The 23,328-nt window shown below is 41.6% G+C and carries 37 protein-coding genes; all 37 read right to left on the minus strand.

The window, feature by feature from the left end; translation table 11 throughout:
• Window positions 1–8: 8 nt before the first annotated feature.
• The 37 genes from rplO to spx all read right to left on the minus strand — a co-directional run bounded on the left by rplO (window position 9) and on the right by spx (window position 23,271).
• Window positions 9–449 (minus strand): 50S ribosomal protein L15, encoded by a 441-nt coding sequence (rplO, locus tag FQT28_RS08870; RefSeq protein ID WP_143989968.1) that lies wholly within the window; start codon window positions 447–449, stop codon window positions 9–11.
• A 145-nt stretch (window positions 450–594) separates the two neighbouring features.
• A complete protein-coding gene (rpmD, locus tag FQT28_RS08875; RefSeq protein ID WP_000057241.1) occupies window positions 595–777 on the minus strand; it encodes a 50S ribosomal protein L30 in 183 nt (60 codons plus the stop codon).
• Window positions 778–790: 13 nt separating this feature from the next.
• Entirely contained in the window at window positions 791–1,285 is a 495-nt protein-coding gene (gene rpsE, locus FQT28_RS08880) for a 30S ribosomal protein S5 (RefSeq protein WP_000874204.1), read from the minus strand.
• Between the two features lie 17 nt (window positions 1,286–1,302).
• On the minus strand, window positions 1,303–1,659 hold the full coding sequence (rplR, locus tag FQT28_RS08885) for a 50S ribosomal protein L18 (protein WP_000624044.1): 357 nt from the start codon (window positions 1,657–1,659) through the stop codon (window positions 1,303–1,305).
• A gap of 83 nt (window positions 1,660–1,742) precedes the next feature.
• A complete protein-coding gene (rplF, locus tag FQT28_RS08890; protein WP_000086626.1) occupies window positions 1,743–2,279 on the minus strand; it encodes a 50S ribosomal protein L6 in 537 nt (178 codons plus the stop codon).
• A 188-nt stretch (window positions 2,280–2,467) separates the two neighbouring features.
• Window positions 2,468–2,866, minus strand: coding sequence for a 30S ribosomal protein S8 (gene rpsH, locus FQT28_RS08895; RefSeq protein ID WP_000245504.1), 399 nt, complete (start codon window positions 2,864–2,866; stop codon window positions 2,468–2,470).
• A 284-nt stretch (window positions 2,867–3,150) separates the two neighbouring features.
• Complete coding sequence (locus FQT28_RS08900; RefSeq protein WP_001085697.1) at window positions 3,151–3,336, minus strand: type Z 30S ribosomal protein S14; 186 nt, start codon at window positions 3,334–3,336, stop codon at window positions 3,151–3,153.
• 17 nt (window positions 3,337–3,353) lie between these two features.
• Window positions 3,354–3,896, minus strand: coding sequence for a 50S ribosomal protein L5 (rplE, locus tag FQT28_RS08905; protein ID WP_000013542.1), 543 nt, complete (start codon window positions 3,894–3,896; stop codon window positions 3,354–3,356).
• Between the two features lie 23 nt (window positions 3,897–3,919).
• Complete coding sequence (rplX, locus tag FQT28_RS08910; protein WP_000497691.1) at window positions 3,920–4,225, minus strand: 50S ribosomal protein L24; 306 nt, start codon at window positions 4,223–4,225, stop codon at window positions 3,920–3,922.
• 77 nt (window positions 4,226–4,302) lie between these two features.
• Window positions 4,303–4,671, minus strand: a complete 369-nt coding sequence (gene rplN, locus FQT28_RS08915; RefSeq protein ID WP_000616548.1) for a 50S ribosomal protein L14 — start codon at window positions 4,669–4,671, stop codon at window positions 4,303–4,305.
• 25 nt (window positions 4,672–4,696) lie between these two features.
• Entirely contained in the window at window positions 4,697–4,957 is a 261-nt protein-coding gene (rpsQ, locus tag FQT28_RS08920; RefSeq protein ID WP_000440801.1) for a 30S ribosomal protein S17, read from the minus strand.
• A gap of 24 nt (window positions 4,958–4,981) precedes the next feature.
• The gene (rpmC, locus tag FQT28_RS08925) at window positions 4,982–5,188 is read right to left on the minus strand and encodes a 50S ribosomal protein L29 (RefSeq protein WP_000772918.1); all 207 of its coding nucleotides are present in this window, start codon (window positions 5,186–5,188) and stop codon (window positions 4,982–4,984) included.
• Window positions 5,189–5,197: 9 nt separating this feature from the next.
• A complete protein-coding gene (gene rplP, locus FQT28_RS08930) occupies window positions 5,198–5,611 on the minus strand; it encodes a 50S ribosomal protein L16 (RefSeq protein WP_000960946.1) in 414 nt (137 codons plus the stop codon).
• Window positions 5,612–5,614: 3 nt separating this feature from the next.
• A complete protein-coding gene (gene rpsC, locus FQT28_RS08935; RefSeq protein WP_000529936.1) occupies window positions 5,615–6,268 on the minus strand; it encodes a 30S ribosomal protein S3 in 654 nt (217 codons plus the stop codon).
• 12 nt (window positions 6,269–6,280) lie between these two features.
• A complete protein-coding gene (gene rplV, locus FQT28_RS08940; protein WP_000818137.1) occupies window positions 6,281–6,625 on the minus strand; it encodes a 50S ribosomal protein L22 in 345 nt (114 codons plus the stop codon).
• Window positions 6,626–6,636: 11 nt separating this feature from the next.
• Entirely contained in the window at window positions 6,637–6,918 is a 282-nt protein-coding gene (gene rpsS, locus FQT28_RS08945) for a 30S ribosomal protein S19 (protein WP_000533766.1), read from the minus strand.
• A gap of 103 nt (window positions 6,919–7,021) precedes the next feature.
• On the minus strand, window positions 7,022–7,855 hold the full coding sequence (gene rplB, locus FQT28_RS08950) for a 50S ribosomal protein L2 (protein WP_000512911.1): 834 nt from the start codon (window positions 7,853–7,855) through the stop codon (window positions 7,022–7,024).
• A 17-nt stretch (window positions 7,856–7,872) separates the two neighbouring features.
• Window positions 7,873–8,169: a 50S ribosomal protein L23 gene (locus FQT28_RS08955; RefSeq protein WP_001055347.1), complete on the minus strand. Its 297-nt coding sequence runs from the start codon at window positions 8,167–8,169 to the stop codon at window positions 7,873–7,875.
• Complete coding sequence (rplD, locus tag FQT28_RS08960) at window positions 8,169–8,792, minus strand: 50S ribosomal protein L4 (protein ID WP_000024537.1); 624 nt, start codon at window positions 8,790–8,792, stop codon at window positions 8,169–8,171. Before rplD ends, FQT28_RS08955 begins: the two co-directional genes overlap by 1 nt.
• 24 nt (window positions 8,793–8,816) lie before the next feature.
• Entirely contained in the window at window positions 8,817–9,443 is a 627-nt protein-coding gene (gene rplC, locus FQT28_RS08965; protein WP_000160197.1) for a 50S ribosomal protein L3, read from the minus strand.
• 82 nt (window positions 9,444–9,525) lie between these two features.
• Window positions 9,526–9,834: a 30S ribosomal protein S10 gene (rpsJ, locus tag FQT28_RS08970; RefSeq protein WP_001284513.1), complete on the minus strand. Its 309-nt coding sequence runs from the start codon at window positions 9,832–9,834 to the stop codon at window positions 9,526–9,528.
• 254 nt (window positions 9,835–10,088) lie between these two features.
• Entirely contained in the window at window positions 10,089–10,706 is a 618-nt protein-coding gene (locus FQT28_RS08975) for a uridine kinase family protein (RefSeq protein WP_125449935.1), read from the minus strand.
• Complete coding sequence (gene nrdG, locus FQT28_RS08980) at window positions 10,703–11,293, minus strand: anaerobic ribonucleoside-triphosphate reductase activating protein (protein WP_125449933.1); 591 nt, start codon at window positions 11,291–11,293, stop codon at window positions 10,703–10,705. Before nrdG ends, FQT28_RS08975 begins: the two co-directional genes overlap by 4 nt.
• Window positions 11,286–11,792: a GNAT family N-acetyltransferase gene (locus tag FQT28_RS08985; protein WP_125449931.1), complete on the minus strand. Its 507-nt coding sequence runs from the start codon at window positions 11,790–11,792 to the stop codon at window positions 11,286–11,288. Before FQT28_RS08985 ends, nrdG begins: the two co-directional genes overlap by 8 nt.
• A 43-nt stretch (window positions 11,793–11,835) precedes the next feature.
• Window positions 11,836–11,976 carry a hypothetical protein gene (locus FQT28_RS08990; protein WP_049495512.1) on the minus strand — a complete coding sequence of 47 codons (141 nt, stop codon included), beginning with the start codon at window positions 11,974–11,976 and terminating at the stop codon, window positions 11,836–11,838.
• 11 nt (window positions 11,977–11,987) lie between these two features.
• Window positions 11,988–14,195 carry an anaerobic ribonucleoside-triphosphate reductase gene (nrdD, locus tag FQT28_RS08995; protein WP_185952367.1) on the minus strand — a complete coding sequence of 736 codons (2,208 nt, stop codon included), beginning with the start codon at window positions 14,193–14,195 and terminating at the stop codon, window positions 11,988–11,990.
• Between the two features lie 116 nt (window positions 14,196–14,311).
• Window positions 14,312–15,868 (minus strand): damage-inducible protein CinA, encoded by a 1,557-nt coding sequence (locus FQT28_RS09000; RefSeq protein ID WP_143989970.1) that lies wholly within the window; start codon window positions 15,866–15,868, stop codon window positions 14,312–14,314.
• 36 nt (window positions 15,869–15,904) lie between these two features.
• The gene (locus FQT28_RS09965) at window positions 15,905–16,048 is read right to left on the minus strand and encodes a hypothetical protein (protein ID WP_185952368.1); all 144 of its coding nucleotides are present in this window, start codon (window positions 16,046–16,048) and stop codon (window positions 15,905–15,907) included.
• A 74-nt stretch (window positions 16,049–16,122) separates the two neighbouring features.
• Window positions 16,123–17,655, minus strand: a complete 1,533-nt coding sequence (gene cls, locus FQT28_RS09005; RefSeq protein ID WP_143989971.1) for a cardiolipin synthase — start codon at window positions 17,653–17,655, stop codon at window positions 16,123–16,125.
• 210 nt (window positions 17,656–17,865) lie between these two features.
• The gene (locus tag FQT28_RS09010) at window positions 17,866–19,017 is read right to left on the minus strand and encodes an iron-containing alcohol dehydrogenase (RefSeq protein WP_143989972.1); all 1,152 of its coding nucleotides are present in this window, start codon (window positions 19,015–19,017) and stop codon (window positions 17,866–17,868) included.
• A gap of 185 nt (window positions 19,018–19,202) precedes the next feature.
• Window positions 19,203–19,646 carry an SP_0198 family lipoprotein gene (locus FQT28_RS09015; RefSeq protein WP_000853127.1) on the minus strand — a complete coding sequence of 148 codons (444 nt, stop codon included), beginning with the start codon at window positions 19,644–19,646 and terminating at the stop codon, window positions 19,203–19,205.
• Window positions 19,647–19,733: 87 nt separating this feature from the next.
• The gene (locus tag FQT28_RS09020; RefSeq protein WP_143989973.1) at window positions 19,734–20,984 is read right to left on the minus strand and encodes a bifunctional folylpolyglutamate synthase/dihydrofolate synthase; all 1,251 of its coding nucleotides are present in this window, start codon (window positions 20,982–20,984) and stop codon (window positions 19,734–19,736) included.
• 157 nt (window positions 20,985–21,141) lie between these two features.
• The gene (locus FQT28_RS09025; RefSeq protein ID WP_143989974.1) at window positions 21,142–21,447 is read right to left on the minus strand and encodes a DUF1292 domain-containing protein; all 306 of its coding nucleotides are present in this window, start codon (window positions 21,445–21,447) and stop codon (window positions 21,142–21,144) included.
• 15 nt (window positions 21,448–21,462) lie between these two features.
• Window positions 21,463–21,882 carry a Holliday junction resolvase RuvX gene (ruvX, locus tag FQT28_RS09030; RefSeq protein WP_002876031.1) on the minus strand — a complete coding sequence of 140 codons (420 nt, stop codon included), beginning with the start codon at window positions 21,880–21,882 and terminating at the stop codon, window positions 21,463–21,465.
• A 3-nt stretch (window positions 21,883–21,885) separates the two neighbouring features.
• Window positions 21,886–22,152 carry an IreB family regulatory phosphoprotein gene (locus FQT28_RS09035; protein WP_000507060.1) on the minus strand — a complete coding sequence of 89 codons (267 nt, stop codon included), beginning with the start codon at window positions 22,150–22,152 and terminating at the stop codon, window positions 21,886–21,888.
• A gap of 87 nt (window positions 22,153–22,239) precedes the next feature.
• Window positions 22,240–22,809, minus strand: a complete 570-nt coding sequence (locus FQT28_RS09040; protein WP_125449925.1) for an SP0191 family lipoprotein — start codon at window positions 22,807–22,809, stop codon at window positions 22,240–22,242.
• A gap of 63 nt (window positions 22,810–22,872) precedes the next feature.
• Complete coding sequence (gene spx, locus FQT28_RS09045; RefSeq protein ID WP_000591165.1) at window positions 22,873–23,271, minus strand: transcriptional regulator Spx; 399 nt, start codon at window positions 23,269–23,271, stop codon at window positions 22,873–22,875.
• Window positions 23,272–23,328: the final 57 nt, after the last annotated feature.

Consider the following 23,328-nt stretch of genomic DNA (forward strand, 5'->3'; position numbering starts at 1 on the left):
TCACCTCTCTAGATGACTTCTACTGAACCACCTTTAGCAGTGATAGCTTCTTCAGCTGTTTTTGAGAATTTAGCTGCTTTCACAGACAATTTCTTAGTCAACTCACCGTTACCAAGAATTTTAACACCTGATTTTTCAGCCTTTACAATTCCTGCTTCGATAAGAACAACTGGAGTAACTTCAGTACCATCTTCAAAGACGTTCAATTGATCAAGATTTACAATTGCGTATTCTTTAGCGTTGATGTTAGTGAATCCACGTTTTGGAAGACGACGGAACAATGGAGTTTGTCCACCTTCAAAACCAAGGCGAACTCCGCCACCGCTACGAGCTTTTTGACCTTTTTGACCGCGACCAGATGTTTTACCGTTACCTGATGAAGTACCACGACCAACACGGTTACGTACTTTACGAGAACCTTCTGCAGGTTTCAATTCATGAAGTTTCATTATTATTTTCTCCTCTTTTGTAAAATGCTAGCGCCGATAAGAGAGAAAAGGTTGTCTCCCTTATCAACTCGCCTATACATTCGTCATCTTAGATGACTATATCTAGTTTTAGGGGATGAGTATTGCCACATCCCCTAAAAATTCATTAGTTTACTTCTTCAACTGTTACCAAGTGAGATACTGCAGTGATCATACCACGGATAGCAGCGTTGTCTTCTTTGATAACAGAGCTGTTCAATTTGCCAAGTCCAAGTGCTACAACAGTTTTACGTTGTGATGGAATGCGTCCGATTGGAGACTTAGTCAAAGTAATTTTAATTTGAGCCATTTTATCCCCTTTCTTATGCCAAATCAGAAACTGAAATACCACGAAGGGCAGCAACTTCTTCAGCGCGTTTCAATTGTTTCAAACCTTCAACAGTTGCACGAACAATGTTGATTGGAGTGTTAGAACCAAGTGATTTAGATGTAATATCTGCCACACCTGCCAATTCCACAACGGCACGAACTGCACCACCAGCGGCAACTCCAGAACCTTCTACAGCAGGTTTCAACAATACTTTAGCTCCACCAAATTCTGAAAGAACTTCGTGTGGGATTGTTGTTCCAACCATAGGAACTTCAATCAAGTTTTTCTTAGCATCTTCTACTGCTTTACGGATTGCTTCTGGAACTTCTTGAGCTTTACCAGTACCAAATCCTACGCGACCATTGTGGTCACCAACAACAACAAGAGCTGCGAAACGAAGACGACGTCCACCTTTAACAACTTTTGTAACACGGTTGACAGCAACTACGCGTTCTTCTAATTCAACTGCATTGTCTTTAAATGCCATTTTCTAGTGTCCTCCTATTAGAATTTCAATCCGTTTTCACGAGCTGCATCAGCCAAAGCTTTCACACGTCCGTGATATAGATATCCACCGCGGTCGAACACCACTTCTGAAATACCTTTAGCGTTTGCACGTTCTGCAACGAGTTTACCGACAGCAACGGCTTGTTCAGTTTTAGTTCCTTTTGAAACTTCTTTGTCAAGAGTTGAAGCACTTGCGAGCGTTACACCCGCTACGTCATCAATCACTTGAGCGTAGATGCCTGTATTAGAACGGAATACGTTCAAACGTGGGCGATCAGCAGTTCCAGAGAGTTTTCCGCGAACGCGACGGTGGCGTTTTTGGCGGAGTTTGTTTTTATCTGGTTTTGAAATCACAGTTTTCACCTCTTTAGTTTTAAATCGTGTGCTATGCACAAAGTTGGAAAATAGGTTGGTGGTTGATGATCAACCACTCAACATTATTTACCTGTTTTACCTTCTTTACGGCGAACGAATTCACCAACGTAACGGATACCTTTACCTTTATATGGTTCTGGTGAACGAAGGCTACGTACGTAAGCAGCTGTTTGACCAACTACTTCTTTTGAAATTCCGCTAACAACGATTGTTGTTGGGTTTGGAAGTTCAAAAGTAATTCCTTCTGGAGCTTCAACTTCGTCTGGATGAGATTTACCAACAGCCAAAACAAGTTTAGATCCTTGAAGTTGTGCACGGTAACCAACCCCGCGCATTTCAAGTTCTTTCTTGAATCCTTCTGATACACCAACAACCATGTTGTTCAAAAGGGCACGAGTAGTTCCGTGGATAGTTTTCATTTCTTTTGAATCGTTTGGACGGTGAAGAGTTACTTCAGTACCTTCCACACGGATTTCAATATCTTTTGAGAACTCACGAGTAAGTTCTCCTTTAGGTCCTTTTACAGTTACAACGTTGTCATTGTTAGTGATTTCAACACCAGCAGGCAACACGATAACTTTATTACCAATACGTGACATGTTTAATTTCTCCTGTTAAATTGTCAGGCCAGAACGGCCAGTTTTCACGGGGGTTAAATCGATTTCTCGATTTAAAGGAACATTTAGGTTTCAATTTCAAAGTGAATCTAGGCATCGTCTCGCAGGTATAACTTTGGGTTAGGCAAGAGACGATAACGAAGAGTCACAAAGAAATTGGGAGCTAAATATTACCAAACGTAAGCGATAACTTCCCCACCAACATTCTTTTGGCGTGCTTCTTTATCAGTAAGCAAACCTTCAGAAGTTGAAAGGATAGCAATTCCAAGTCCGTTAAGAACTTTTGGAAGGTCTTCACGTTTTTTGTAGACACGAAGTCCTGGTTTAGAAACACGTTTCAAGTTAGTGATAACTTTTTCACCGTTTGGTCCGTATTTAAGGAATACACGGATGATGCCTTGTTTGTCATCTTCGATGATTTCAACGTTTTTTACAAAACCTTCGCGTTTAAGGATTTCAGCAATCCCTTTTTTGATGTTTGATGCAGGTACTTCAAGTACTTCGTGTTTCGCTTGGTTAGCGTTACGAATACGAGTTAGGAAGTCTGCGATTGGGTCAGTCATAACCATTTTGTTTTTCTCCTCTTACTAGTAGTTTGCAAGTTGCACTTGCTAGTTAATACATGATACAAAGAGCGTAACAGCAAGAGCAAAAATAGGCAATTTGATGCAGGAGCGATGCTCCAAAGAAAATTGGTCTTTTTTGCCAAAGCTGTAGCTTGGGTTCAAATTGGCAAGCCCAACTGAACCCGGGCTAAACTCTGTGTGAAAAAGATAAACTTTCCTAGAAACTTCAGTTTCTTCGTCAAGTTTCCTATTTTCACTTGGAGTTTTGACGCCCTTGATATCTTAAATTACCAAGATGCTTTTGTTACACCAGGAATTTGTCCTTTGTAAGCTAATTCACGGAAGCAAACACGGCAAAGTTTAAATTTGCGGTAAACTGAATGTGGACGACCACATTTTTCACAACGAGTATAAGCTTGAGTAGAGAACTTCGCTGGACGTTTGTTCTTAGCAATCATTGATTTTTTAGCCATTAGATTTACCTCCTATATTATTTTGCAAAAGGCATCCCAAGGCCTGTAAGCAATGCACGTGACTCTTCGTCAGTGTTAGCAGTTGTTACGATAACGATGTCAAGACCACGAGTTTTGTCAACGTCATCGAAGTTGATTTCTGGGAAGATCAATTGTTCTTTCACACCAAGTGTGTAGTTTCCGCGTCCGTCAAATGATTTTGTTGGAACACCGTGGAAGTCACGTACACGTGGAAGTGAAACTGAAACCAATTTATCCAAGAATTCGTACATACGTTCACCACGAAGGGTAACTTTTGCACCGATCGCAACACCTTCACGAAGACGGAAGCCGGCGATTGATTTTTTAGCTTTAGTGATAAGTGGTTTTTGACCTGAGATAAGTGCCAATTCTTCAGCAGCTTTTTCAAGGCTTTTAGCGTTTGATACAGCTTCACCAACACCCATGTTCAAAACGATCTTATCTACTTTAGGCACAGCCATCACTGATGAGTAGTTAAATTGTTCTGTCAAAGCAGGAACTACTTCATTAAGATATTTTTCTTTTAAACGATTTGCCATTATACTTCTCCTTTCCTTCGTGATTAATCAAGCACTTCGCCTGATTTTTTGTTGTAGCGAACTTTTTTACCGTCTACAAATTTGTAACCAACACGACCAGCTACACCATTTTTATCCAATACTTGAACATTTGATACGTGGATAGCTGCTTCTTTCTCAATGATACCACCTTGAGGAAGCTCGTTAGTTGGACGTTGGTGTTTCTTAACGATGTTAACACCTTCAACGATAACTTTGTTTACTTTTGGAAGGGCAGTAAGGACAACAGCTTCTGTTCCCTTATCTTTACCAGCGATTACGCGAACTTTGTCGCCTTTTTTTACAAACATTAGATTTCTCCTTGATTTTTCTTACGCCCATAAGGGCACCCTAGCTTGAAGCTAGGGGACTAGTTTGTTTCTAAAAATTAAAGTACTTCTGGAGCAAGTGACACGATCTTCATGAAGCCACCTTCACGCAATTCACGTGCAACTGGGCCAAAGATACGTGTTCCGCGAGGAGTTTTGTCTTCACGGATGATAACTGCTGCGTTTTCGTCAAATTTGATGTATGAACCATCAGCACGACGAGCACCTGATTTAGTACGAACGATAACAGCTTTTACAACGTCACCTTTTTTAACCGCACCACCAGGAGTAGCTTGTTTTACAGATGCCACAATGACATCACCGATGTTCGCAAATTTACGTTTAGAACCACCAAGAACTTTGATAGTCAAGATTTCGCGTGCACCGCTGTTGTCTGCGACTTTCAAACGAGTTTCTGTTTGAATCATTTCAGTTTTCTCCTTTCAGGCTTGATTAGATGATGACCGCTTCTTCAACAACTTCTACAAGACGGAAACGTTTTGTAGCTGAAAGCGGACGAGTTTCCATGATACGTACGATATCGCCTTCTTTGGCAACATTGTTTTCATCATGTGCTTTGTATTTTTTAGAGTAGTTAATACGTTTACCATAGACTGGGTGGTTACGTTTTGTTTCAACTACAACTGTGATTGTCTTGTCCATTTTGTCAGATACAACACGTCCAACAAGAACTTTACGATTATTGCGTTCCATTGAAATTTCTCCTTCCCTAGTCTATTATTTCGCTTCAGATTGAACTGTTTTGATACGAGCGATTTGTTTTTTAACTTCTTTCAAGCGAGCTGTTTGTTCCAATTGACCAGTAGCAGCTTGGAAACGAAGTTCAAACAATTCTTTTTTCAATTCGTTTTCGCGCTTCGCGAGTTCTTCTTGAGAAAGACCACGAAGTTCTTTAACAAATTCTTTTACTTCATTAAGTTTCATGCCTTCTCCTTATTCTGCTTCACGTTTTACGAATTTACATTTAACTGGCAATTTGTGGCTAGCAAGACGAAGTGCTTCGCGTGCAATCTCTTCAGATACACCAGCGATTTCGAACATCACTTTACCACGTTTAACTGGTGCTACCCAACCTTCAGGTGCCCCTTTACCAGATCCCATACGCACACCGATAGCTTTAGCAGTGTATGATTTGTGTGGGAAGATTTTAATCCAAACTTTACCACCACGTTTCATGTAACGAGTCATGGCGATACGAGCAGCTTCGATTTGGCGGTTAGTAATCCAGTGGCTAGTTGTAGCTTGAAGACCGTATTCACCAAATGCTACTTCTTTTCCACCTTTTGCTTCACCGCGCATTTTTCCACGGAATTCACGACGGTGTTTAACACGTTTAGGTACTAACATTGGTTATTTACCTCCTTTAGTGTTTTTGCGAGCTGGAAGAACTTCACCACGGTAGATCCATACTTTAACACCAAGTTTACCGTATGTAGTATCTGCTTCTTCCCAAGCGTAATCGATATCTGCACGAAGTGTGTGAAGTGGAACAGTTCCTTCAGAGTATCCTTCAGCACGGGCGATATCTGCACCGTTCAAACGACCTGAAACTTGAGTTTTGATTCCTTTAGCTCCAGCACGCATTGCACGTTGGATTGCTTGTTTTTGTGCACGACGGAAAGCAACACGTTGCTCTAATTGACGAGCAATTCCTTCACCTACAAGGTGAGCATCCAAATCTGGTTGTTTGATTTCGATGATGTTGATGTGTACTTGTTTTCCAGTCAATTTGTTAAGTTTTGCACGGAGTGCATCAACGTTAGCACCACCTTTACCGATAACCATACCTGGTTTAGCAGTGTGAAGTGAAACGTTAACTTTGTTCACTGCGCGTTCGATTTCAATAGTTGAAACTGCTGCGTCAGCAAGTTCTTTTTGAACGAATTTACGGATTGCAAGATCTTCATGAAGGTAATCCGCGTATTCTTTTTCAGCATACCATTTGGCATCCCAATCACGGATGATGCCGACACGCATACCAATTGGATGTACTTTTTGACCCACGATTTTACCTCCTTATTTTTCTGCAACAGCTACAGTGATGTGAGCTGTACGTTTGTTGATTGGTGAAGCTGAACCTTTCGCACGTGGACGGAAACGTTTCATAGTTGGTCCTTCGTTTGCGAATGCTTCAGATACTACCAAGTTAGCTTTATCCAAACCAAAGTTGTTTTCAGCGTTAGCTACAGCTGAGTTCAAAACTTTCAAGATGATTTCAGCAGCTTTGTTTGGAGTGAATGTCAAGATTGCGATTGCATCGGCTACGCTTTTACCACGGATGTTATCAAGAACAAGACGTGATTTACGAGGTGAAACACGTACTGTACGAGCCATTGCTTTAGCTGAAGTAATTTCTGCCATTTATGTTCTCCTTATTTTCTACGTGTTTTCTTGTCGTCTGCAGCGTGACCTTTGTAAGTACGAGTTGGTGCAAATTCACCAAGTTTGTGACCTACCATGTCTTCTTGGATGTAAACAGGTACGTGTTTACGTCCGTCATAAACTGCAATAGTGTAACCAATGAAACTTGGGAAGATCGTTGAACGACGTGACCAAGTTTTAATAACTTTTTTCTTTTCGTCGTTAGCTTGAGCTTCAACTTTTTTCATCAAATGCTCATCGACGAAAGGTCCTTTTTTAAGACTGCGTCCCATTTTTATATTTTCTCCTTTAAATGTTGTACCACAGCGGCTTGCGCTCACATGGAGCGCTACCGAGCTGGCGGATTTACTAGTTGCTTAAGCGACTAGTTTAATATTATTTCTCGTTGCGACGACGAACGATAAGTTTGTCAGATTTCGCTTTCTTGTTACGAGTTTTAAGACCAAGAGCAGGTTTGCCCCATGGAGTAGATGGTGCTTTACGACCAACTGGTGCTTTACCTTCACCACCACCGTGTGGGTGATCGTTAGGGTTCATTACAGAACCACGAACTGTTGGGCGGATACCTTTCCAACGGCTACGTCCTGCTTTACCAAGGTTTACAAGTCCATGTTGTTCGTTTCCGACAACACCAACTGTAGCACGGCAAGTTCCAAGAATCATACGAACTTCACCTGATTGAAGACGAACAAGTACGTATTTACCTTCAGAACCCAATACTTGAGCAGATGCTCCAGCAGCACGTACTAATTCACCACCACGACCTGGTTTCAACTCGATGTTGTGGATCAAAGTACCAACTGGGATGTTAGCAAGTGGAAGAGCGTTTCCGACTTTGATATCTGCTTCTGGACCTGAAACGATACGTTGCCCTACTTCAAGACCTTTTGGAGCGATGATGTATGCTTTCACACCGTCAGTGTAGTGTACAAGAGCGATGTTTGCAGAACGGTTTGGATCGTACTCGATAGTTTTAACAACTGCTTCAACGTTGTCTTTGTTACGTTTGAAGTCAACCAAACGGTAGAAACGTTTGTGTCCACCACCTTGGTGACGAACAGTGATACGACCGTTGTTGTTACGACCAGCCTTGCTCTTCAATGCAACAAGCAATGATTTTTCAGGAGTGCTTGTTGTGATTTCAGCGAAATCCAAAGAAGTCATATTACGGCGACCGTTTGTTGTTGGTTTATAAACACGAATTCCCACGATATTTCCTCCTTAGATTATTCAGCTTCAGCAGCAAACAACTCGATTGCTTTTGAATCAGCTGTAAGTGTGATGATAGCTTTTTTAGTTTTGTTAGTAAAACCAGTGTAACGTCCAACACGTTTAGCTTTAGGTTTTACGTTGATTGTGTTAACGTTGGCAACTTTAACACCTTCGAAAGCAGCTTCAACAGCTTGCTTGATCAAAAGTTTGTGTGCACGAGTGTCAACTTCAAATACATATTTCCCTGCTTCAAGTTGAGCCATTGAGCTTTCAGTGATTACAGGTTTTTTGATAACATCATACAAATTCATTATGCAAGAACCTCCTCGATTTTAGAGATAGCTGCTTGTGTGACAAGAAGTTTGTCGCTATTTGCGATGTCAAGAACACTTGCAGTTGTAGCAGTTGCAACTTTCACGTTTGGAAGGTTACGAGCTGAAAGAGCTGCGAATTCATTCCCTTCTTCAAGGATAACAAGAACTTTAGAATCGATGCTCAATGCTGCAAGAACTTTTGCAAATTCAGCAGTTTTTGGAGCTGTAAATGAAAGAGCGTCTACAGCTACGAATTTGTTTTCAGCAACTTTTTCAGAGTAAACTGATTTAAGAGCTAGGCGACGAACTTTTTGTGGAAGTTTGTAGCCGTATGAACGTGGAGTTGGTCCGAAGACAACACCACCACCACGCCATTGTGGTGAGCGGATAGAACCTTGACGAGCACGTCCAGTTCCTTTTTGACGCCATGGTTTGCGTCCACCACCTGATACTGCAGAGCGGTTTTTAACAGCGTGTGTTCCTTGACGAAGGCTTGCGCGTTGGCTGATGATCACATCAAACACAACTGATTCATTTGGTTCGATACCAAATACTGCATCGTTAAGAACAACTTGGCCAGCTTCTTTACCAGTTTGGTCAAATAATGTTACGTTTGCCATTGTGACTGATTTCCCCTTTCTTTATTATTTACCAGCTTTAACTGCTGATTTGATAGTGATAAGAGATTTCTTAGCACCTGGTACGTTACCTTTGATAAGGATAACGTTCTTTTCTGGAACAACTTGTACAACTTCAAGGTTTTGAATTGTTACACGGTCGCCACCCATACGTCCTGCAAGGTTTTTACCTTTGAATACGCGGTTAGGTGCAACAGGTCCCATAGAACCTGGACGACGGTGGTAACGAGAACCGTGAGCCATTGGTCCACGTGATTGTCCGTGGCGTTTGATAACACCTTGGAAACCTTTACCTTTAGAAGTACCAGTTACGTCAACAACGTCTCCAGCTGCGAATGTTTCAACTGTGATTTCAGCACCAACTTCCAAGCCTTCAACGTTTTTGAATTCACGAATGAAGCGCTTAGGAGCCGTGTTAGCTTTCGCTACATGTCCTTTAGCAGGTTTGTTGCTCAATACTTCGCGTTTGTCATCGAAACCAACTTGGATAGCGTTGTATCCGTCTGTTTCAACAGTTTTAACTTGAAGAACAACATTTGGAGTTGCTTCAATAACTGTTACAGGGATCAATTCGCCAGCTTCAGTGAAGATTTGAGTCATTCCCACTTTTTTCCCTAAGATTCCTTTTGTCATGAGAAAATAGTTCCTTTTCTATATTTTTTATTCAAAAAGTTTTTAACGAGCGTTTTTTATGCTCAAGGTATCAAGCTTTAGATTAAAGTTTGATTTCTACGTTTACACCACTTGGAAGATCCAATTTCATCAAAGCATCAACTGTTTTTTGAGTTGGGTTAACGATATCGATCAAACGTTTGTGTGTACGCATTTCAAATTGTTCGCGAGAGTCTTTGTATTTGTGAGTCGCACGAATAATTGTGTAGAGGCTACGTTCAGTTGGAAGTGGGATTGGACCCGCAACTTGTGCACCTGTACGAGTAGCTGATTCTACGATTTTTGCAGCCGCTGTGTCAAGCGTACGGTGTTCGTAAGCTTTCAAACGGATACGGATTTTTTTGTTTGCCATCTTTTTCTCCTTTTCGTCTATTTAAGATAATAGGCTAGCTCCACAAGAAAACCGACGCGGTGTTGCGTGGCAATGCAACCGAGCGTGTCGCAACCTCTTGCATCAAAGCTAAAGCTGTAATTTACAGCACCATAATAGAATAACACAAAGCCCCTGCGATTGCAAGGGATTTGTTGCTATTTTTTCGTTTTTTTTACAATGAAACTGGTTTCCTATTTTTTCTTTTTAAAATTAGGGATTTTCTTCTATATAAGTTAAGTCCTCTTGACATCAAATTTATCTTCTGATTGATCCACTAGAATGTCCGCACTTGACTCAGTTTCTTTATAGTATCGCAGATACTGCTCCCGTCTCATCTGATGGCTAGCCAATATAACGGATGCATCGCGATTTCTCACAGTCGTATCTCGAGCTAGGCGCCGCTTTAATTCGGTCTCTTCATCCGTGTAGAAACAGATTGTTCTGTCAAATAGTTCTTTAGGAAGAAAACCAACAGACATCCCTTCGACAATCAGAACTGGTTTCGTTCCAGACAAGATTTCACTAGCCTTCCAAGGCTCTTCAATTGTCAAGACATCCATACCCGCCTGCAAGGCTAAGATATCTCTCTGCAAACTTGCCAATTCATGTGCCACCGGGAGACAAGCTGTCACCTTTTGATCTGGCGCTTGCTTTGGTACTACCAGATGACGGTCTGAGGTGATATAGGGATCTGTTTCTAGTAAATTTACTGTAGTAGAATCTAGGGATTGATGTAATTCCTGTGCAAAGGTTGATTTACCCGAAGCCCCATGACCGTATATTCCCAGTGTCCTGACTTTTCCCTTTTCTATTTCTGAGACCAGCTGATCTATTAAGTCTTTTCCTTTCATTCTCTCTTCACCTGTTCATAGCTTTCTTTTCCGTCATTAAGCTTATCCCAAATCACTACTTGCCCATTTTTGAGGGATTTTTGTACATCGATAATTCGTTGATTGGACGAACCTCGAAACTGGAGCATGAGATTTCTCTTAGTTCGATCATACCGTCCGTCTACAAGAATGTCAAGCAGCGATAGAAGTTCCAGTTTATCTGGGGTCTCCAGCATCATTTCTTCCCAAGTGTAGCCCGTCCAGGACCAGATGTCTTTTTCTGGCAATTCCTTTCTGATGCGTTTAACGAGAGGCAAGAGAATGCCCGTATTGAGAAAAGGCTCTCCTCCTAGCAAAGTCAAGCCTTGAACATAGGGCTGAGCAAGATCTGCCATAATTTGTTCTTCTAATTCTGCTGTATAGGGAATGCCAGCATTAAAAGACCAAGTCGCAACATTATAACACCCCTCGCAATGAAACATGCAACCTGCTACATAGAGGGAGTTGCGAACACCCTCTCCATCTACAAAGTTAAACGCCTTGTAGTCAATGATACGCCCTTGACTAAGCTCCTCGCTTTTCCATTCTTGTGGTTTAGGATTATTCATTCGCTACCTCTATCCAATAACGCTCAACTCCATTACGAACATCCTCAATGAGACCTCCATTTGCTAGAATGACTGCTCTGCTAGCAGGATTATTCACGCTACAGGTCACCAGAGCTTTCTTGATGTTCTTTTCCTTAGCAACTTGCAAGCCCTGACGGAGAGTTTCCTTGGCATAACCTTTGCCTCTTTCAGACGGTCGGATGGAGTATCCAATGTGGCCAGCATAATTCAGTAAACCCTCATTCAGTCTCAATCGCAGATTCAAAAATCCTAGAGCACGACCTACATCATCAAATGATACAAATTGAATAGAAGGAACACGATTTTCAGGCAAGTTTATTCCCATCTCTTTTTGCTTATTTGTTTCCAACCACTCTTCATACACAAAGTTCTCTGTATCCCAAAAGCCCCCATCGTGGGCTGATTGGGTCTGCTCAAACTCTGCCATCATGTCTAAAACAGCTTCTCTATCTACTATTGTCGGTCTACGTAGTTCCATCCTTACCTCCCACTATGAGAAAAGCGAGAGCTGACTCTCACTTTTATTTTTTCTTATTCTTGTTTAAAAATTGTTCTCTGAGGTTGAGCAAGCGTTCTTTCTTACCAGCTCCACCTTTAGAGTGTTTCTCGTGATAGCGGGCCACTTGTGCGCGCCCTTTATCATCTAATTGATATTTTCCCATTTTATTTCTTTCTAATTTGTTACTTGATGGCCAGCTATTTTAATCGTTGAGCCATTCATGTGTTTGACACGCGCAGCGATTTCCTTGTGACGGCCGTTGACCATAGGTCTAGCTTGAGGATTACCTAGGTAGCCACAAGTTCGTTTGACCACATCCACCGTTTTAGGGTCGCTATTGCCACAGTTAGGGCAAGCAAATCCTCTCTCAGTTGGTTCAAAATCCCCTTCAAAGTCACACTTGTAGCAACGGTCAATCGGAGTATTGGTTCCTAGATAGCCCACGCGGTCATAGGCATAGTCCCAGACAGCTTCCAAGGCTTTAGGATTTTGCTGAAGGACTGGATACTCACAATAATGGATGAAACCACCTGATGCACCTGCTTCTGGATAGACTTTCTCAAAGTCTAATTTTTCAAACGGTGTTGGATTTTTACGAACATCGTAGTGGAAAGAATTGGTATAGTATTCCTTGTCTGTGATGTCAGGAATAGAGCCAAACTTCTCTGTATCTAGTCGGCAGAAACGGTCTGTTAAACTTTCAGACGGTGTTGAGTAGATAGAGAAATGGTAGCCATATTGGTCAGACCACTCTTCTACACGGCGTTTCATATCACGAATGATATCCAGCGTGAATTCCTTGGCTTCTGGATTGTGTTCCCAGCTATTTCCAAAGAAGACAGTTGCCACTTCGTATAAACCAATATAGCCCAGCGAAACAGTTGCGCGACGATTCTTAAAGAGCTGGTCAACACTTTCTTCTTTACCTAGACGATGGCCAAAAGCACCGTACTGGTAGAGGATAGGAGCATTTGCCGGTGTTGCTTCCTTGGTTCGTTCGACACGGTAAACTAGAGCATCTTCTGCGATATTCATCCGCTCATTGAAGATTTCCCAGAACTTATTCATGTCGCCCTCAGACTCGAGAGCAATACGGGGCAGGTTAACCGTTACAACTCCCAGGTTCATGCGACCTGAATTGACTTCTACACCATTCTCATCCTTCCATCCTTGAAGAAACGAACGACAACCCATAGGAACCTTGAAAGAACCTGTCAAGTCAACAATCTTATCATAGGACAAGACATCTGGGTACATCCGTTTGGTTGCGCACTCTAGGGCCAACTGCTTAATGTCGTAGTTAGGAGTCCATTCTTCCAAGTTAAGGCCTCGTTTAAGTGTGAAGATGAGTTTAGGGAAGATGGCTGTGCGGTGTTCTGAACCAAGACCCTTGATCCGAATGGTCAAGATAGCTTTTTGAATTTCTCGTTCAAAACGATTGGTTCCCAGACCAAAACCTAGTGAAGTAAAAGGTGTTTGACCATTTGAAGTGAAGAGAGTATTGATTTCATACTCAAGAGATTGCATGGCATCGTAGATGTCTTTTTGGGTTTTCTTCCAAGCATAATCTTCCCGTTTTTCAGGCAAGACCCATTCTTCTGCATCTTTGAGATGTTTTTGATAATTCTTCTCTGCGTAAGGCGCCAAGACCTCATCGATACGGTCAGCTGAACAGCCTCCGTACTGGCTAGAAGCAACGTTGGCAATGATTTGGGAAATCTGAGCTGTCGCAGTCTGAATAGACTTAGGACTCTCTACCTCCGCATTTCCAATCTTAAAACCATTTTCCAACATGCCTTTAAAATCAATCAAACAGCAGTTGGTCATCGGAGTGTAGGGGCTGTAGTCCAAGTCATGATAGTGGATATCTCCCTTTTGGTGAGCATTGGCTACGTGCTTAGGAAGCATTTGCAGTCCGATTGATTTCCCAACAATCCCTGCTGTCAAATCACGCTGGGTATTAAAGACATCACTGTCTTTATTGGCATTTTCATTGACAACCGCCTGATCTTTATTGAGAAGTTTATGAATACTAAAGTTGATATCTGTCGCTTTTGAGCGCTCAAAATCCCTTTGTGTCCGATAAGTGATATACTCCTCAGCCAACGCATATTCTTTGGCTTCAAGGAGTTCATGTTCTACGATATTCTGAATCTCGTAAATCTTGACACCTTGAGGGAAACGACTGTGAATTTCCGCAACAATACGCTCAAGCAGGCTATTTAGACGTTTTTCGACCAGGGGTGTCACATCCATGACTTTGTCAGCCGCCTTATGGAGAGCTTTGTCAATCTTGTCTATATCAAACACTACACGTCTACCATCTCGTTTTTCAACGAACAAAGTGGGAACGGTTGCAAGATTTTCTTCTAATACAATCATATCCATGCTCTTTTCTATTTTTCTTCTTAAGTGATATTATACCACTCTAAAAAGAAAAATCAATATCTTGTGTTAAAAATTCTAAAATTTTTAAAAATACACAAGATATTGATTTGCTATTTAGATTTATAAAGCTTGAATTCCTTACTATCCGTCTGAACAAGCTCGTATTTTTCACTAAGTAGGCTCTCTACATCCGACCACAAGGCAACCTTTTGGTTGACCAAAATCATCTTCGGTTGATTTTCTTTCAAGTCATTGACTAGTTTCGTTTTATTCTCGTCGCTTGCAGTATAGAGTGTTGGTGTCACTAGAGAGCTTGGTGCCAAGCGTTCACTTGCGCGGTAGAAATCTGGCCGATTATCCCAAGCATAGACACGATCCTCGGAACTCGTTTGCTGTTTGACCAAGCTAGCAAGCTGCTCACGTTCCTGATAAGTACTTGGATGCGAAATATAGCGACTCAAAACAGGTAGGAAAAGTAAATAGACTATCGCAACTAATGGTAGATAGAAATTTCCCTTGAGGTAGCGACCAAAGAGTGATGAAGAGCGAACTCTTCGTCTACTACGACTGATACGATCAGGGCTTCCTTCTTTGATGTTGGTTAACAATAACAATGTCAGAAAGGGCAAAATCGCTGCCAAACGTGAGCCATGCAAAGGTTCTTTTGAAAGAATTAATAAAGCAAGAGTTACCAGTAAACCTAAAATAGCGCCTATTGAGACAGCAGATTGTTTGGCTGGTTTAGATTGAAACAATCCTGAAAAGATCAATGTCAGAATCCCAATACCGATGGATAGCAAACCATAGAAAGCAGCATTCTCCATAAGATTGGCATTTGAAAATAGACTAAGCGTATCTATTGGATACAAAGTATGGCTAATCGCATCACCAAAAGTTCCTGTTAATACAGTATAATAGCCAATTGGATAAAAAAGGAGAGAAAATCCTAGAGCTGATGCGAAAAATTGATACAAACCATGAACAAATTTACGCTTGGCAATATTAAATCCAAACAAACTTAAGGCAAGTGTGGCTGCAAACAAGGCTGTGGGAATAGGTGATAGAAAGAAAGCTAATGCTAAACTCATCCCAACTCGCAAGAAACCTTTATCGTTACTTGGATCATCCAGATAGTCAGCCACTAGGCTAAAACTATAAAATAGAAAAGGCAAGGCCACAGCCACTGCATAGCTACCACCAAATCCCAGACTGCCCACAAGCAGATAGAAAACCAACAAAAGCTGTCTAGCCTGCTCTCCCTGACCTGTCAAGGTATCTGAGGATTTAAATAGAAAAACACCAGCTCCGAACAAGGCCAACCACTCCACCAAAGCAAAAAGAATACTCCCTTGAGAGAGATAGATTAGTACGTAATAAAGCAGTCCATTTGAACCATAATAATCCGTGTAAATCTGCCCACTCTGATGTAGCGCCCAACCAGTATAAAGATCTTGCATCTGTTGGGGGCTCACCAAACCAAAGATCAGAGGCAACATGACAGAAACAGCTGTAGCAGCCAGACTCCAAATTGCCACACTAAAAAACGGAAGTGGAGTTCGTTTCTTCTTACCTCGCTCCAGCCCAAATTCAGACTCTTGATCCAGCCGTTCCCGATACTGATATCGAAATTCTTCTAGCTGTTCGTCTTTTTCCTCATATACGTTCATTCAATTTCTCCTAGTAAGTTTATCTGTTTTAGTATATCAAAATCTTACAGGAATGTCAGCTAAGGATTGATATTTCCTTAACTTCTTATCTAGCTCAGCATAGCGTTCAATCTCTCGAAAACGGTGTAAATTGCTTGTTTGAAACTCTAGGATAAAATCATAGTCTTCTTGATTTAGCATTTTCATCCTCCTGCTTATCTATTCGCAAAAAGACAAAAATAAGATCCAGCCTTGGGCCAGATCTTGATGGATAATTAGAGCATGGGCGCAAACAACTGAACAATTTCCTTGATCAGGCTTTGATACCAGCTTGTTTTGATTGTGTGGGGATAGATTTCTTGAGAAACTTTAAAAATCTCTTTGAAGTCCCTCTCAATATCTATGATAGATTGCGTTCTATAAAGCAAGACGGCATTTTCATAGTGGTGTAGCAAACTCCGATAGTCAAAATTGATGGTTCCCACAGTTGCCGCCTCTCCATCGACAAGCATTTGCTTGCTATGAAGAAATCCGGGACTGTACTCATAAATGCGAACTCCAGCAGATAGCAAGTCTGGATAGGCTCCCCGAGTAACCAATTGGATAATCTCCTTATCTGGGATACATGGCGTCACAATTCGTACATCTACTCCTCTCAGAGCTGCATTTTTGATACTCTCGGTTAGATCATAGTCAGCGATCAGATAAGGAGTCGTGATATAGACATAATCTGTAGCTTGATTGATAAGATTTTGATAGACCGTTTTTCCAACCTGAGCTCGGTAGATGGGTTTTGGCCCACTACTATAAGGAATGCAAAGCCCCATCCCATCTTTGGGTTGATTTTCGAGATGGTATTGGTCAAAGTCGCTAATTTCCCCACGGTTGATATACCAAGTTGATAAAAAGAGTCTAGTAAAAGCCTTAACCGCTGATCCATCTAGGCGAATACCGCTATCCTTCCAATAACCAAAGCGCTCGATATGGTTAATATACTCATCGGCCAGATTGACACCACCTGTATAGGCAATTTGACCATCGATAATCATGATTTTACGGTGGTCACGGTTGTTATAAGCAACGGTCAAGCGTGGAATCACCTTGTTAAATTTGTGGGCTTCAATCCCTCGACTGCGAAGCTGGATGGTGTAATCTCCAGGCAAGGTTGCCATACAACCAATATCATCATAGAGGAGCTTAACTTCTACTCCTTGAGCTGCCTTTTCTTCCAAAATCTCTAAAATACTATTCCACATCAAACCTTCTTCGATGATATAGTATTCGAGAAAGATAAACTTCTCAGCTTTCTTGAGATCCTCTAGCATCTGATACCACATGCTTTCACCAGATGCAAAAAATTGTGTATCCGTTCGATCATAGACATCGGCATTCGTGTCCATGCTGAGGAGGGATTTGATGACTCCGTAAGCCGACTTATCCTCTTCCTTTAACTCCAAACGGAGGGCTCTGCTATTGTCCTCTCGGTCGACCATTGATTGGAGTTGCTTTAGCTGTTTCATTTCTTTTTTAGATAAACGGCGTTCTCCAAACATGATATAGAGCAAGGGGCCAAACACTGGCACAAAGGCTACTAACAGCCAAGTCACCTTGCTTTCTGGATTCATGGACCGATTGACAATTGATACAATGGTCGCTAAGCTTACTAAAATGACAAGGATAATCCAGAGAATTGGAGCCATCTGTCCTAGATAGAGAAATAAACCAAAGACGAGAATCAACTCCGTCAACATGATGGCAATACTAAAACCATACTTAGACATGAGTAGCTGCATTTTTCTAGCTGTCATACATCCCCTTCCTTTTCTAACATCTCCCTAATTGCTTGCTAAACTAATATTTCTACTAGTATACCTCAGTTCAGGGGGAGATGGCAACCTTTTACCTTTTTATATTTTTAACTAAGATATTAAGAGACTTAAAAAGAACTACCAAAATGATAGTTCTTTCCAATATTATTTATATTTTGGGGGATACGTCGCTTCCGCTCTACTTAATCTTTAGAAGAGTTCTTTGTATAGTGCAATAGTTTCTTCTAAGGTTGGCATAAATGGATTTCCAGGTGCACAGGCATCGATCAAAGCATTCTTAGAAAGGTAATCAAAGTCAAAGTCTTTTTCGTCGATACCTAGTTCAGTGAGTTTCTTAGGAATACCAACGGTTTCAGATAGTTTTTCAATTTCAGCAATAGCATAGTCAGCACATTCTTGGTCTGTTTTCCCTTCAACATGGAGACCCAAAGCCTTGGCTACATTGCGGAAAGCTTCTGGTACACGCTTGGCATTTTCACGTTCTACAACAGGGAGAAGCATGGCACAGCAGACACCATGCGGCAAGTTATATACCGCACCGAGTTGGTGAGCCATAGAGTGAACGTAGCCCAAACCAGCATTGTTAAAGCTCATACCACCGAGGAAGATGGCATTGACCATAGCCTCACGCGCTTCGATATCTTGTCCATTAGCTACAGCACGAGGAAGATACTCCTTGATGAGTTCAATGGCCCCGATAGAGAGTTTCTTGGTCACATCATAAGCACCCGGTGTTACCAAGGCCTCGACAGCGTGGGTCAGAGCATCCATACCTGTCGCTGCTGTCAAGCCTTTCGGTTTTGAAAGCATGAGTTCCGGATCATTGACAGAGATGAGGGCGAGGCTGTTTTTATCAACCATTACCATCTTGACCTTGCGTTCTTCGTCAGTAATGACATAGTTAATCGTGATTTCTGCTGAAGTTCCAGCTGTTGTATTGATCGCAACCACTGGCAACCCTTTTTTAGCAGACTTGTGAAGACCCTCGTAGTCTTGAGGTTTTCCACCATTTGTCGCAATGATAGAGATACAACTAGCCGCATCCTGTGGAGACCCTCCCCCAAGACTGATGATGAAATCACATCCATGCTCTTTCAGGGCAGCCACTCCATCTGTAACGTTCTTGCAAGTCGGATTTGGCTCCACATCGCTAAAGATCACATATTCAATCCCTTCAGCATCTAATGGTTTTAGGATCTTAGGTAAAATATCACTTTCCTCGATGAACTTGTCTGTCACCAAAAGGGCTTTCTTATACCCCAGTTCCTTGATATACGGACCTACTTCATTTACAACACCTTTACCAATAAGGTTAACTGATGGAACATAAAATGTAGCCATATGCTTTTCCTCCTGCGCCTTTGCGCTATTTGATTATTTACCATAAGTATACGACCTTATCCTTCATTTTATAAATGTTTGTAAGCGCTTTAAGTAAAAAAATAGTAAAGAACCACTGGTAACGTTTTTAAACAAAAAAGCTCCAAAAAGATAGCTTTCATCTCATTGGAACTTTTACTTAATCATTATTGTTTCGTTAATACTACTCGGTCAGATGCCTCTCGATCCATATCGTCAATAGTCATTTGATTACCATTAACTGCGTAAATCTTGACATCATCACCGATGATGACACGTTGATTTTCTGGCTCAAAGGTGACTTGCTTGATTTCCTTATCTCCATCTGGCTCGACCTCAGTCCATGTACCAGTTTTACCTGTTACAACAAGAGTGATCTGGTCATTCTCATCTTTTCCAGTATAGGTACCATCGATGTTCGTAGGTTGAGCTACAGTAGTGTCCTGACTTGAGGAGGCTTGTGGTTGACTAGTACTTGTTGCGGAACTAGAAGATGATTCTTGTTGAGTGGATGGTTGCTGAGCAGGGGCTTGTGCCTTAGGTTCACAAGCTGCTAAAAGACTAAGAATTGCTAGGGAAGCAATAGAAAGTGTGAATGTTTTCGTTTTCATAGCGACTTCCTTTCTTTTGTGCTAATGTATTTCTGAAATCGTTTTCGAGTTTTCCTATCCCCAGTATAGCAACTTAAGTCTAGAAGGTCAACTAATCTCATGATCTCCCACCAAACCCGCTCGTACTTCCGAGATAAAATAGAGAGAGCCCGTCACAAAAAGCAAGTCCTGATTGTTGGCATTTTCTTCAAATTCGCTGATAAAATCACGATAAGAGTCAACCAGTTTATAACCAGAAACATCGCTTTCTTCTAGAGATCCTTGGTAGTCAAAGCCTGTTACCTTAAGTTCCACCTGAGGCAACTGCTCTGTTAGATAGGCTAACATCCCTTGGTAATCCTTGCGCTTAAGAGCGCCAAAAAGGACATGAGCCTGGTATCCTTGCTGGATTTTCCCTTGGATAAACTCGACCAAACGAGTTAAAGCTGGAAGATTGTGAGCCCCATCTAGGTAGATTTTCGGGCGAATCCGTTCTAATCGACCTGCCCAATGTGTCTCCTTCAAAGCCCGTCTGACAAACTCTTCTTCGACCCTTTTACCTCTTGACGCCATAAACAGAAGAAAAGTTTCTAAAGCCAAGGCAGCATTTTCTTGCTGATAAGCGCCCTCCAAACTGATTTCAAGTTGTGAAAAACTAGCTAGGCTACTTGAAAAATCCCCAGCATTCAAGAAGAAGTCTCGCCCAGCTTGATAGAGATCCACACCTAACTCTCTCGCTCTTTTTTGACAGACAAGTTTAGCTTCTGGAGCGAGCTTGGCAATGACCGCCTTCTTGCCGGCCTTGAAAATACCAGCTTTCTGCCCTGCTATTTCCTCCAGACTCTCACCCAAGGTCTCCTGATGATCTAGGCCAATGGAAGTAATAACTGCAATCTCTCCTGTTACGACATTAGTGGTATCAAGCAAACCACCAATTCCCACTTCTAGCAGGACTAGATCCACTCCCTGCTCTTTAAAGTAAAGCAAGGCAATCAGGGTCAACAACTCAAAAAAAGACAAGTGATCATGTGTTTCTAAGAGAATTTTCTCCATCTCCTTGACTTGGTTGGCTATACGGACAAAGTCTTCCTCTGCGATTGGTTGCCCATTAATACAGATTCGATCATGGATACTGACGATATGAGGAGAGGTAAAAGTACCAACTTTTTTACCATGAGCAACAAACAACTCCCTCATGAAGGCAATAGTTGACCCTTTACCGTTAGTCCCTGTTACGTGGATAATAGGATAAGTCTTCTCAGGATTCCCCAGCAAATCCACTGCTTGCTGCATTCGTCCAAGTCCAGATCTAAAGTTTAAACCAATCCGACTATGCAGCCATTCTTCTACTTCAAACATACATGTCTCCTTAACAAAAGTCCAATCAACTACCACATCAAAGTATGATTACAAATAAAAAGCGAGGTCGGGACTAAAATCCCGACCTCTTACCTGGTTAGCTAATCACTAGCTACTATGAATTTCAACGTGGGCTAAAAACGTACACTGGACGTTTTTACTCCTCCATATATGTGTTGAAAACTTCTTCAATCATATTCCATTCGTCTTCTGAGTCTTCTGGAATTGGTTGCAATTCGCCTTCCGTTCCATCTTCATTTTCGATGAATGAGTAAGCTTGGATTTCAACTTCACCGTTCTCATCTTCTTCTGCGTTAACTGGCACTAGAAGAACATAGTTTTTACCAAATTCTTCTTTTCCGTCGATGGTCAAAAGAATTTCAAACAAGGTTTCATTTCCTTGCTCATCTACTAGTGTAATCAATTCACGTTCTTCGTGATCGTGGTTGTGATCGTGTGACATAGTTTCTCCTCTGTCTTAAAATTTTCTATCTAAATAATTTTGCAAAATCAGCTGAGCAGCCAACTTATCAATAACTTTCTTGCGTTTGTTACGGCTGATATCTGCTTGTTCAATCAACATACGTTCCGCAGCAACGGTCGTCAAGCGCTCATCCTGATAGTCTACTGGCAAACCAAAGAGTTCTTCTAGCTTGGCACCATAGGCTTGACTGGCTTCTACTCGCGGACCGCTGGTATTGTTCATGTTTTTTGGCAAACCTACTACAAAGCGTTCCACCTTATAGCTGTCAACCAATTCCTTGATACGGTCAAAGCCAAACTGGCCCTGATCCTCATTGATTTGGATGATTTCAAGTCCTTGAGCAGTGAAGCCTAGTGGATCACTAATGGCCACGCCTACCGTTTTTGAACCGACGTCCAATCCCATAATTCTCATAGATTATAGATCGACTCCTTGTCCTTTAAGGTAATAGCGCACCAATTCTTCAACAATTTCATCACGCTCATACTTACGGATTTGATTTCGTGCATTGTTGTAACGAGGAACGTAGGCAGGGTCTCCACTCAATACATAACCGACGATTTGATTTATCGGATTATAACCCTTTTCATTCAGAGAAGCATAGACATCTGTCAACGTTTCACTGATTTCCTTCTTGTTGGAATCATCCAATTTAAACCGTACAGTTTCTTCAGTAAATCCCATTCTAACACCCTCTTTCCTTAGAATAGTACTATTATAGCATATTTCCTTACGTTCTACAATTAAGTCAATCCATTTATTTGGATTTTCTTACTGTTCTGTCGCACCATTTGCCACTCTGTCTGCGATATATTGGCTTGGTTCATTTTTCAAAAGAGTCTCTAAGCCAAGATTTTTCAAATAATCTGTCTGTGACGCCTTTTTGACATCCAAGACTTGTAAATCATAGGTCGTTGTGGTCTGGATTTCAGTCTCACTGAGCAGTTTGGTTTCAAGTGTAAAACCTGCCAATTTGCGCGCTTCCTGAAGCATTTCATCCTTTTCTTCTGCTTCTAAAAGAGCTTTTTGAGTTTCTTCAAGACCGTGGTCAGCGATAAAGGATTTCAATTCCTCACTTAAGGGCCGTATCTGCCGAATAACCAATTTTAGAAATTGTTTCCCTTTATAGGTAATGGTTTGCGTTTGCTTGACGCCATCTCCTGACTCAGGGAAAATCAAAGTCTTGGTCACAACCGTATTCTTTTCCGCATTTTCCAAAATGGGCAGAGTAGACTGGAGCGTTTCGGATTCATGTTTTGAACTGGATGTCGTTTCCTTCTTTTGGCCACATCCTGCAAGTAGCAGGAGGAGAGTAGCTGCGCCAATTACTATCTTTTTCATAATTCCTCACATAATTTTTTGATAAAAAATGAACAAGGCTAGGAGATACCCCAGCCTCGATGTTTATAGAGCTGCACGCAAACGTGCTTCTGCATTTTCTACATTACGGACAGAGCGTGGTAAAAAGGCACGGATATCATCTTCTTTGTAACCGACCTGCAAACGCTTCTCGTCAACTAGAATAGGACTTTTTAAGATCCGTGGTGTTTCCATGATTAAGTTGAGCACTTCATTCACACTCAAATCTTCGATGTCAACTCCTAAAGCTTTCGCATAGCGGTTTTTTGATGATACAATGCTGGCAATTCCATTATCTGTCTTTGTCAGAATATCAAGTAGTTCTTCTCTCGTAATCCCTTCTTTACCAAGGTTTTGTTCTTTATAACTTAACTGGTGTGCGTTGAGCCAAGTCTTCGCTTTCTTACAGCTTGTGCAACTGGAGACGGTATAAATCTTAATCATGTGCCTACCCCTTTCGCTACATGTTACTATCAGTTTAGTCTATTATACCATAAAAAA

Origin of the sequence: Streptococcus oralis, assembly GCF_901543815.1 — a bacterium.
GTDB classification, from domain to species: domain Bacteria; phylum Bacillota; class Bacilli; order Lactobacillales; family Streptococcaceae; genus Streptococcus; species Streptococcus oralis_CM.

Coding starts and splice junctions, on each gene's coding strand:
- rplO (WP_143989968.1), bottom strand. CDS start 449: ATGAAACTTCATGAATTGAAACCTGCAGAAGGTTCTCGTAAAGTACGT.
- rpmD (WP_000057241.1), bottom strand. CDS start 777: ATGGCTCAAATTAAAATTACTTTGACTAAGTCTCCAATCGGACGCATT.
- rpsE (WP_000874204.1), bottom strand. CDS start 1,285: ATGGCATTTAAAGACAATGCAGTTGAATTAGAAGAACGCGTAGTTGCT.
- rplF (WP_000086626.1), bottom strand. CDS start 2,279: ATGTCACGTATTGGTAATAAAGTTATCGTGTTGCCTGCTGGTGTTGAA.
- rpsH (WP_000245504.1), bottom strand. CDS start 2,866: ATGGTTATGACTGACCCAATCGCAGACTTCCTAACTCGTATTCGTAAC.
- FQT28_RS08900 (WP_001085697.1), bottom strand. CDS start 3,336: ATGGCTAAAAAATCAATGATTGCTAAGAACAAACGTCCAGCGAAGTTC.
- rplE (WP_000013542.1), bottom strand. CDS start 3,896: ATGGCAAATCGTTTAAAAGAAAAATATCTTAATGAAGTAGTTCCTGCT.
- rplX (WP_000497691.1), bottom strand. CDS start 4,225: ATGTTTGTAAAAAAAGGCGACAAAGTTCGCGTAATCGCTGGTAAAGAT.
- rplN (WP_000616548.1), bottom strand. CDS start 4,671: ATGATTCAAACAGAAACTCGTTTGAAAGTCGCAGACAACAGCGGTGCA.
- rpsQ (WP_000440801.1), bottom strand. CDS start 4,957: ATGGAACGCAATAATCGTAAAGTTCTTGTTGGACGTGTTGTATCTGAC.
- rpmC (WP_000772918.1), bottom strand. CDS start 5,188: ATGAAACTTAATGAAGTAAAAGAATTTGTTAAAGAACTTCGTGGTCTT.
- rplP (WP_000960946.1), bottom strand. CDS start 5,611: ATGTTAGTACCTAAACGTGTTAAACACCGTCGTGAATTCCGTGGAAAA.
- rplV (WP_000818137.1), bottom strand. CDS start 6,625: ATGGCAGAAATTACTTCAGCTAAAGCAATGGCTCGTACAGTACGTGTT.
- rpsS (WP_000533766.1), bottom strand. CDS start 6,918: ATGGGACGCAGTCTTAAAAAAGGACCTTTCGTCGATGAGCATTTGATG.
- FQT28_RS08955 (WP_001055347.1), bottom strand. CDS start 8,169: ATGAATTTGTATGATGTTATCAAAAAACCTGTAATCACTGAAAGCTCA.
- rplD (WP_000024537.1), bottom strand. CDS start 8,792: ATGGCAAACGTAACATTATTTGACCAAACTGGTAAAGAAGCTGGCCAA.
- rplC (WP_000160197.1), bottom strand. CDS start 9,443: ATGACAAAAGGAATCTTAGGGAAAAAAGTGGGAATGACTCAAATCTTC.
- rpsJ (WP_001284513.1), bottom strand. CDS start 9,834: ATGGCAAACAAAAAAATCCGTATCCGTTTGAAAGCTTACGAACACCGT.
- FQT28_RS08975 (WP_125449935.1), bottom strand. CDS start 10,706: ATGAAAGGAAAAGACTTAATAGATCAGCTGGTCTCAGAAATAGAAAAG.
- nrdG (WP_125449933.1), bottom strand. CDS start 11,293: ATGAATAATCCTAAACCACAAGAATGGAAAAGCGAGGAGCTTAGTCAA.
- FQT28_RS08985 (WP_125449931.1), bottom strand. CDS start 11,792: ATGGAACTACGTAGACCGACAATAGTAGATAGAGAAGCTGTTTTAGAC.
- FQT28_RS08990 (WP_049495512.1), bottom strand. CDS start 11,976: ATGGGAAAATATCAATTAGATGATAAAGGGCGCGCACAAGTGGCCCGC.
- nrdD (WP_185952367.1), bottom strand. CDS start 14,195: ATGATTGTATTAGAAGAAAATCTTGCAACCGTTCCCACTTTGTTCGTT.
- FQT28_RS09000 (WP_143989970.1), bottom strand. CDS start 15,868: ATGAACGTATATGAGGAAAAAGACGAACAGCTAGAAGAATTTCGATAT.
- FQT28_RS09965 (WP_185952368.1), bottom strand. CDS start 16,048: ATGCTAAATCAAGAAGACTATGATTTTATCCTAGAGTTTCAAACAAGC.
- cls (WP_143989971.1), bottom strand. CDS start 17,655: ATGACAGCTAGAAAAATGCAGCTACTCATGTCTAAGTATGGTTTTAGT.
- FQT28_RS09010 (WP_143989972.1), bottom strand. CDS start 19,017: ATGGCTACATTTTATGTTCCATCAGTTAACCTTATTGGTAAAGGTGTT.
- FQT28_RS09015 (WP_000853127.1), bottom strand. CDS start 19,646: ATGAAAACGAAAACATTCACACTTTCTATTGCTTCCCTAGCAATTCTT.
- FQT28_RS09020 (WP_143989973.1), bottom strand. CDS start 20,984: ATGTTTGAAGTAGAAGAATGGCTGCATAGTCGGATTGGTTTAAACTTT.
- FQT28_RS09025 (WP_143989974.1), bottom strand. CDS start 21,447: ATGTCACACGATCACAACCACGATCACGAAGAACGTGAATTGATTACA.
- ruvX (WP_002876031.1), bottom strand. CDS start 21,882: ATGAGAATTATGGGATTGGACGTCGGTTCAAAAACGGTAGGCGTGGCC.
- FQT28_RS09035 (WP_000507060.1), bottom strand. CDS start 22,152: ATGGGATTTACTGAAGAAACTGTACGGTTTAAATTGGATGATTCCAAC.
- FQT28_RS09040 (WP_125449925.1), bottom strand. CDS start 22,809: ATGAAAAAGATAGTAATTGGCGCAGCTACTCTCCTCCTGCTACTTGCA.
- spx (WP_000591165.1), bottom strand. CDS start 23,271: ATGATTAAGATTTATACCGTCTCCAGTTGCACAAGCTGTAAGAAAGCG.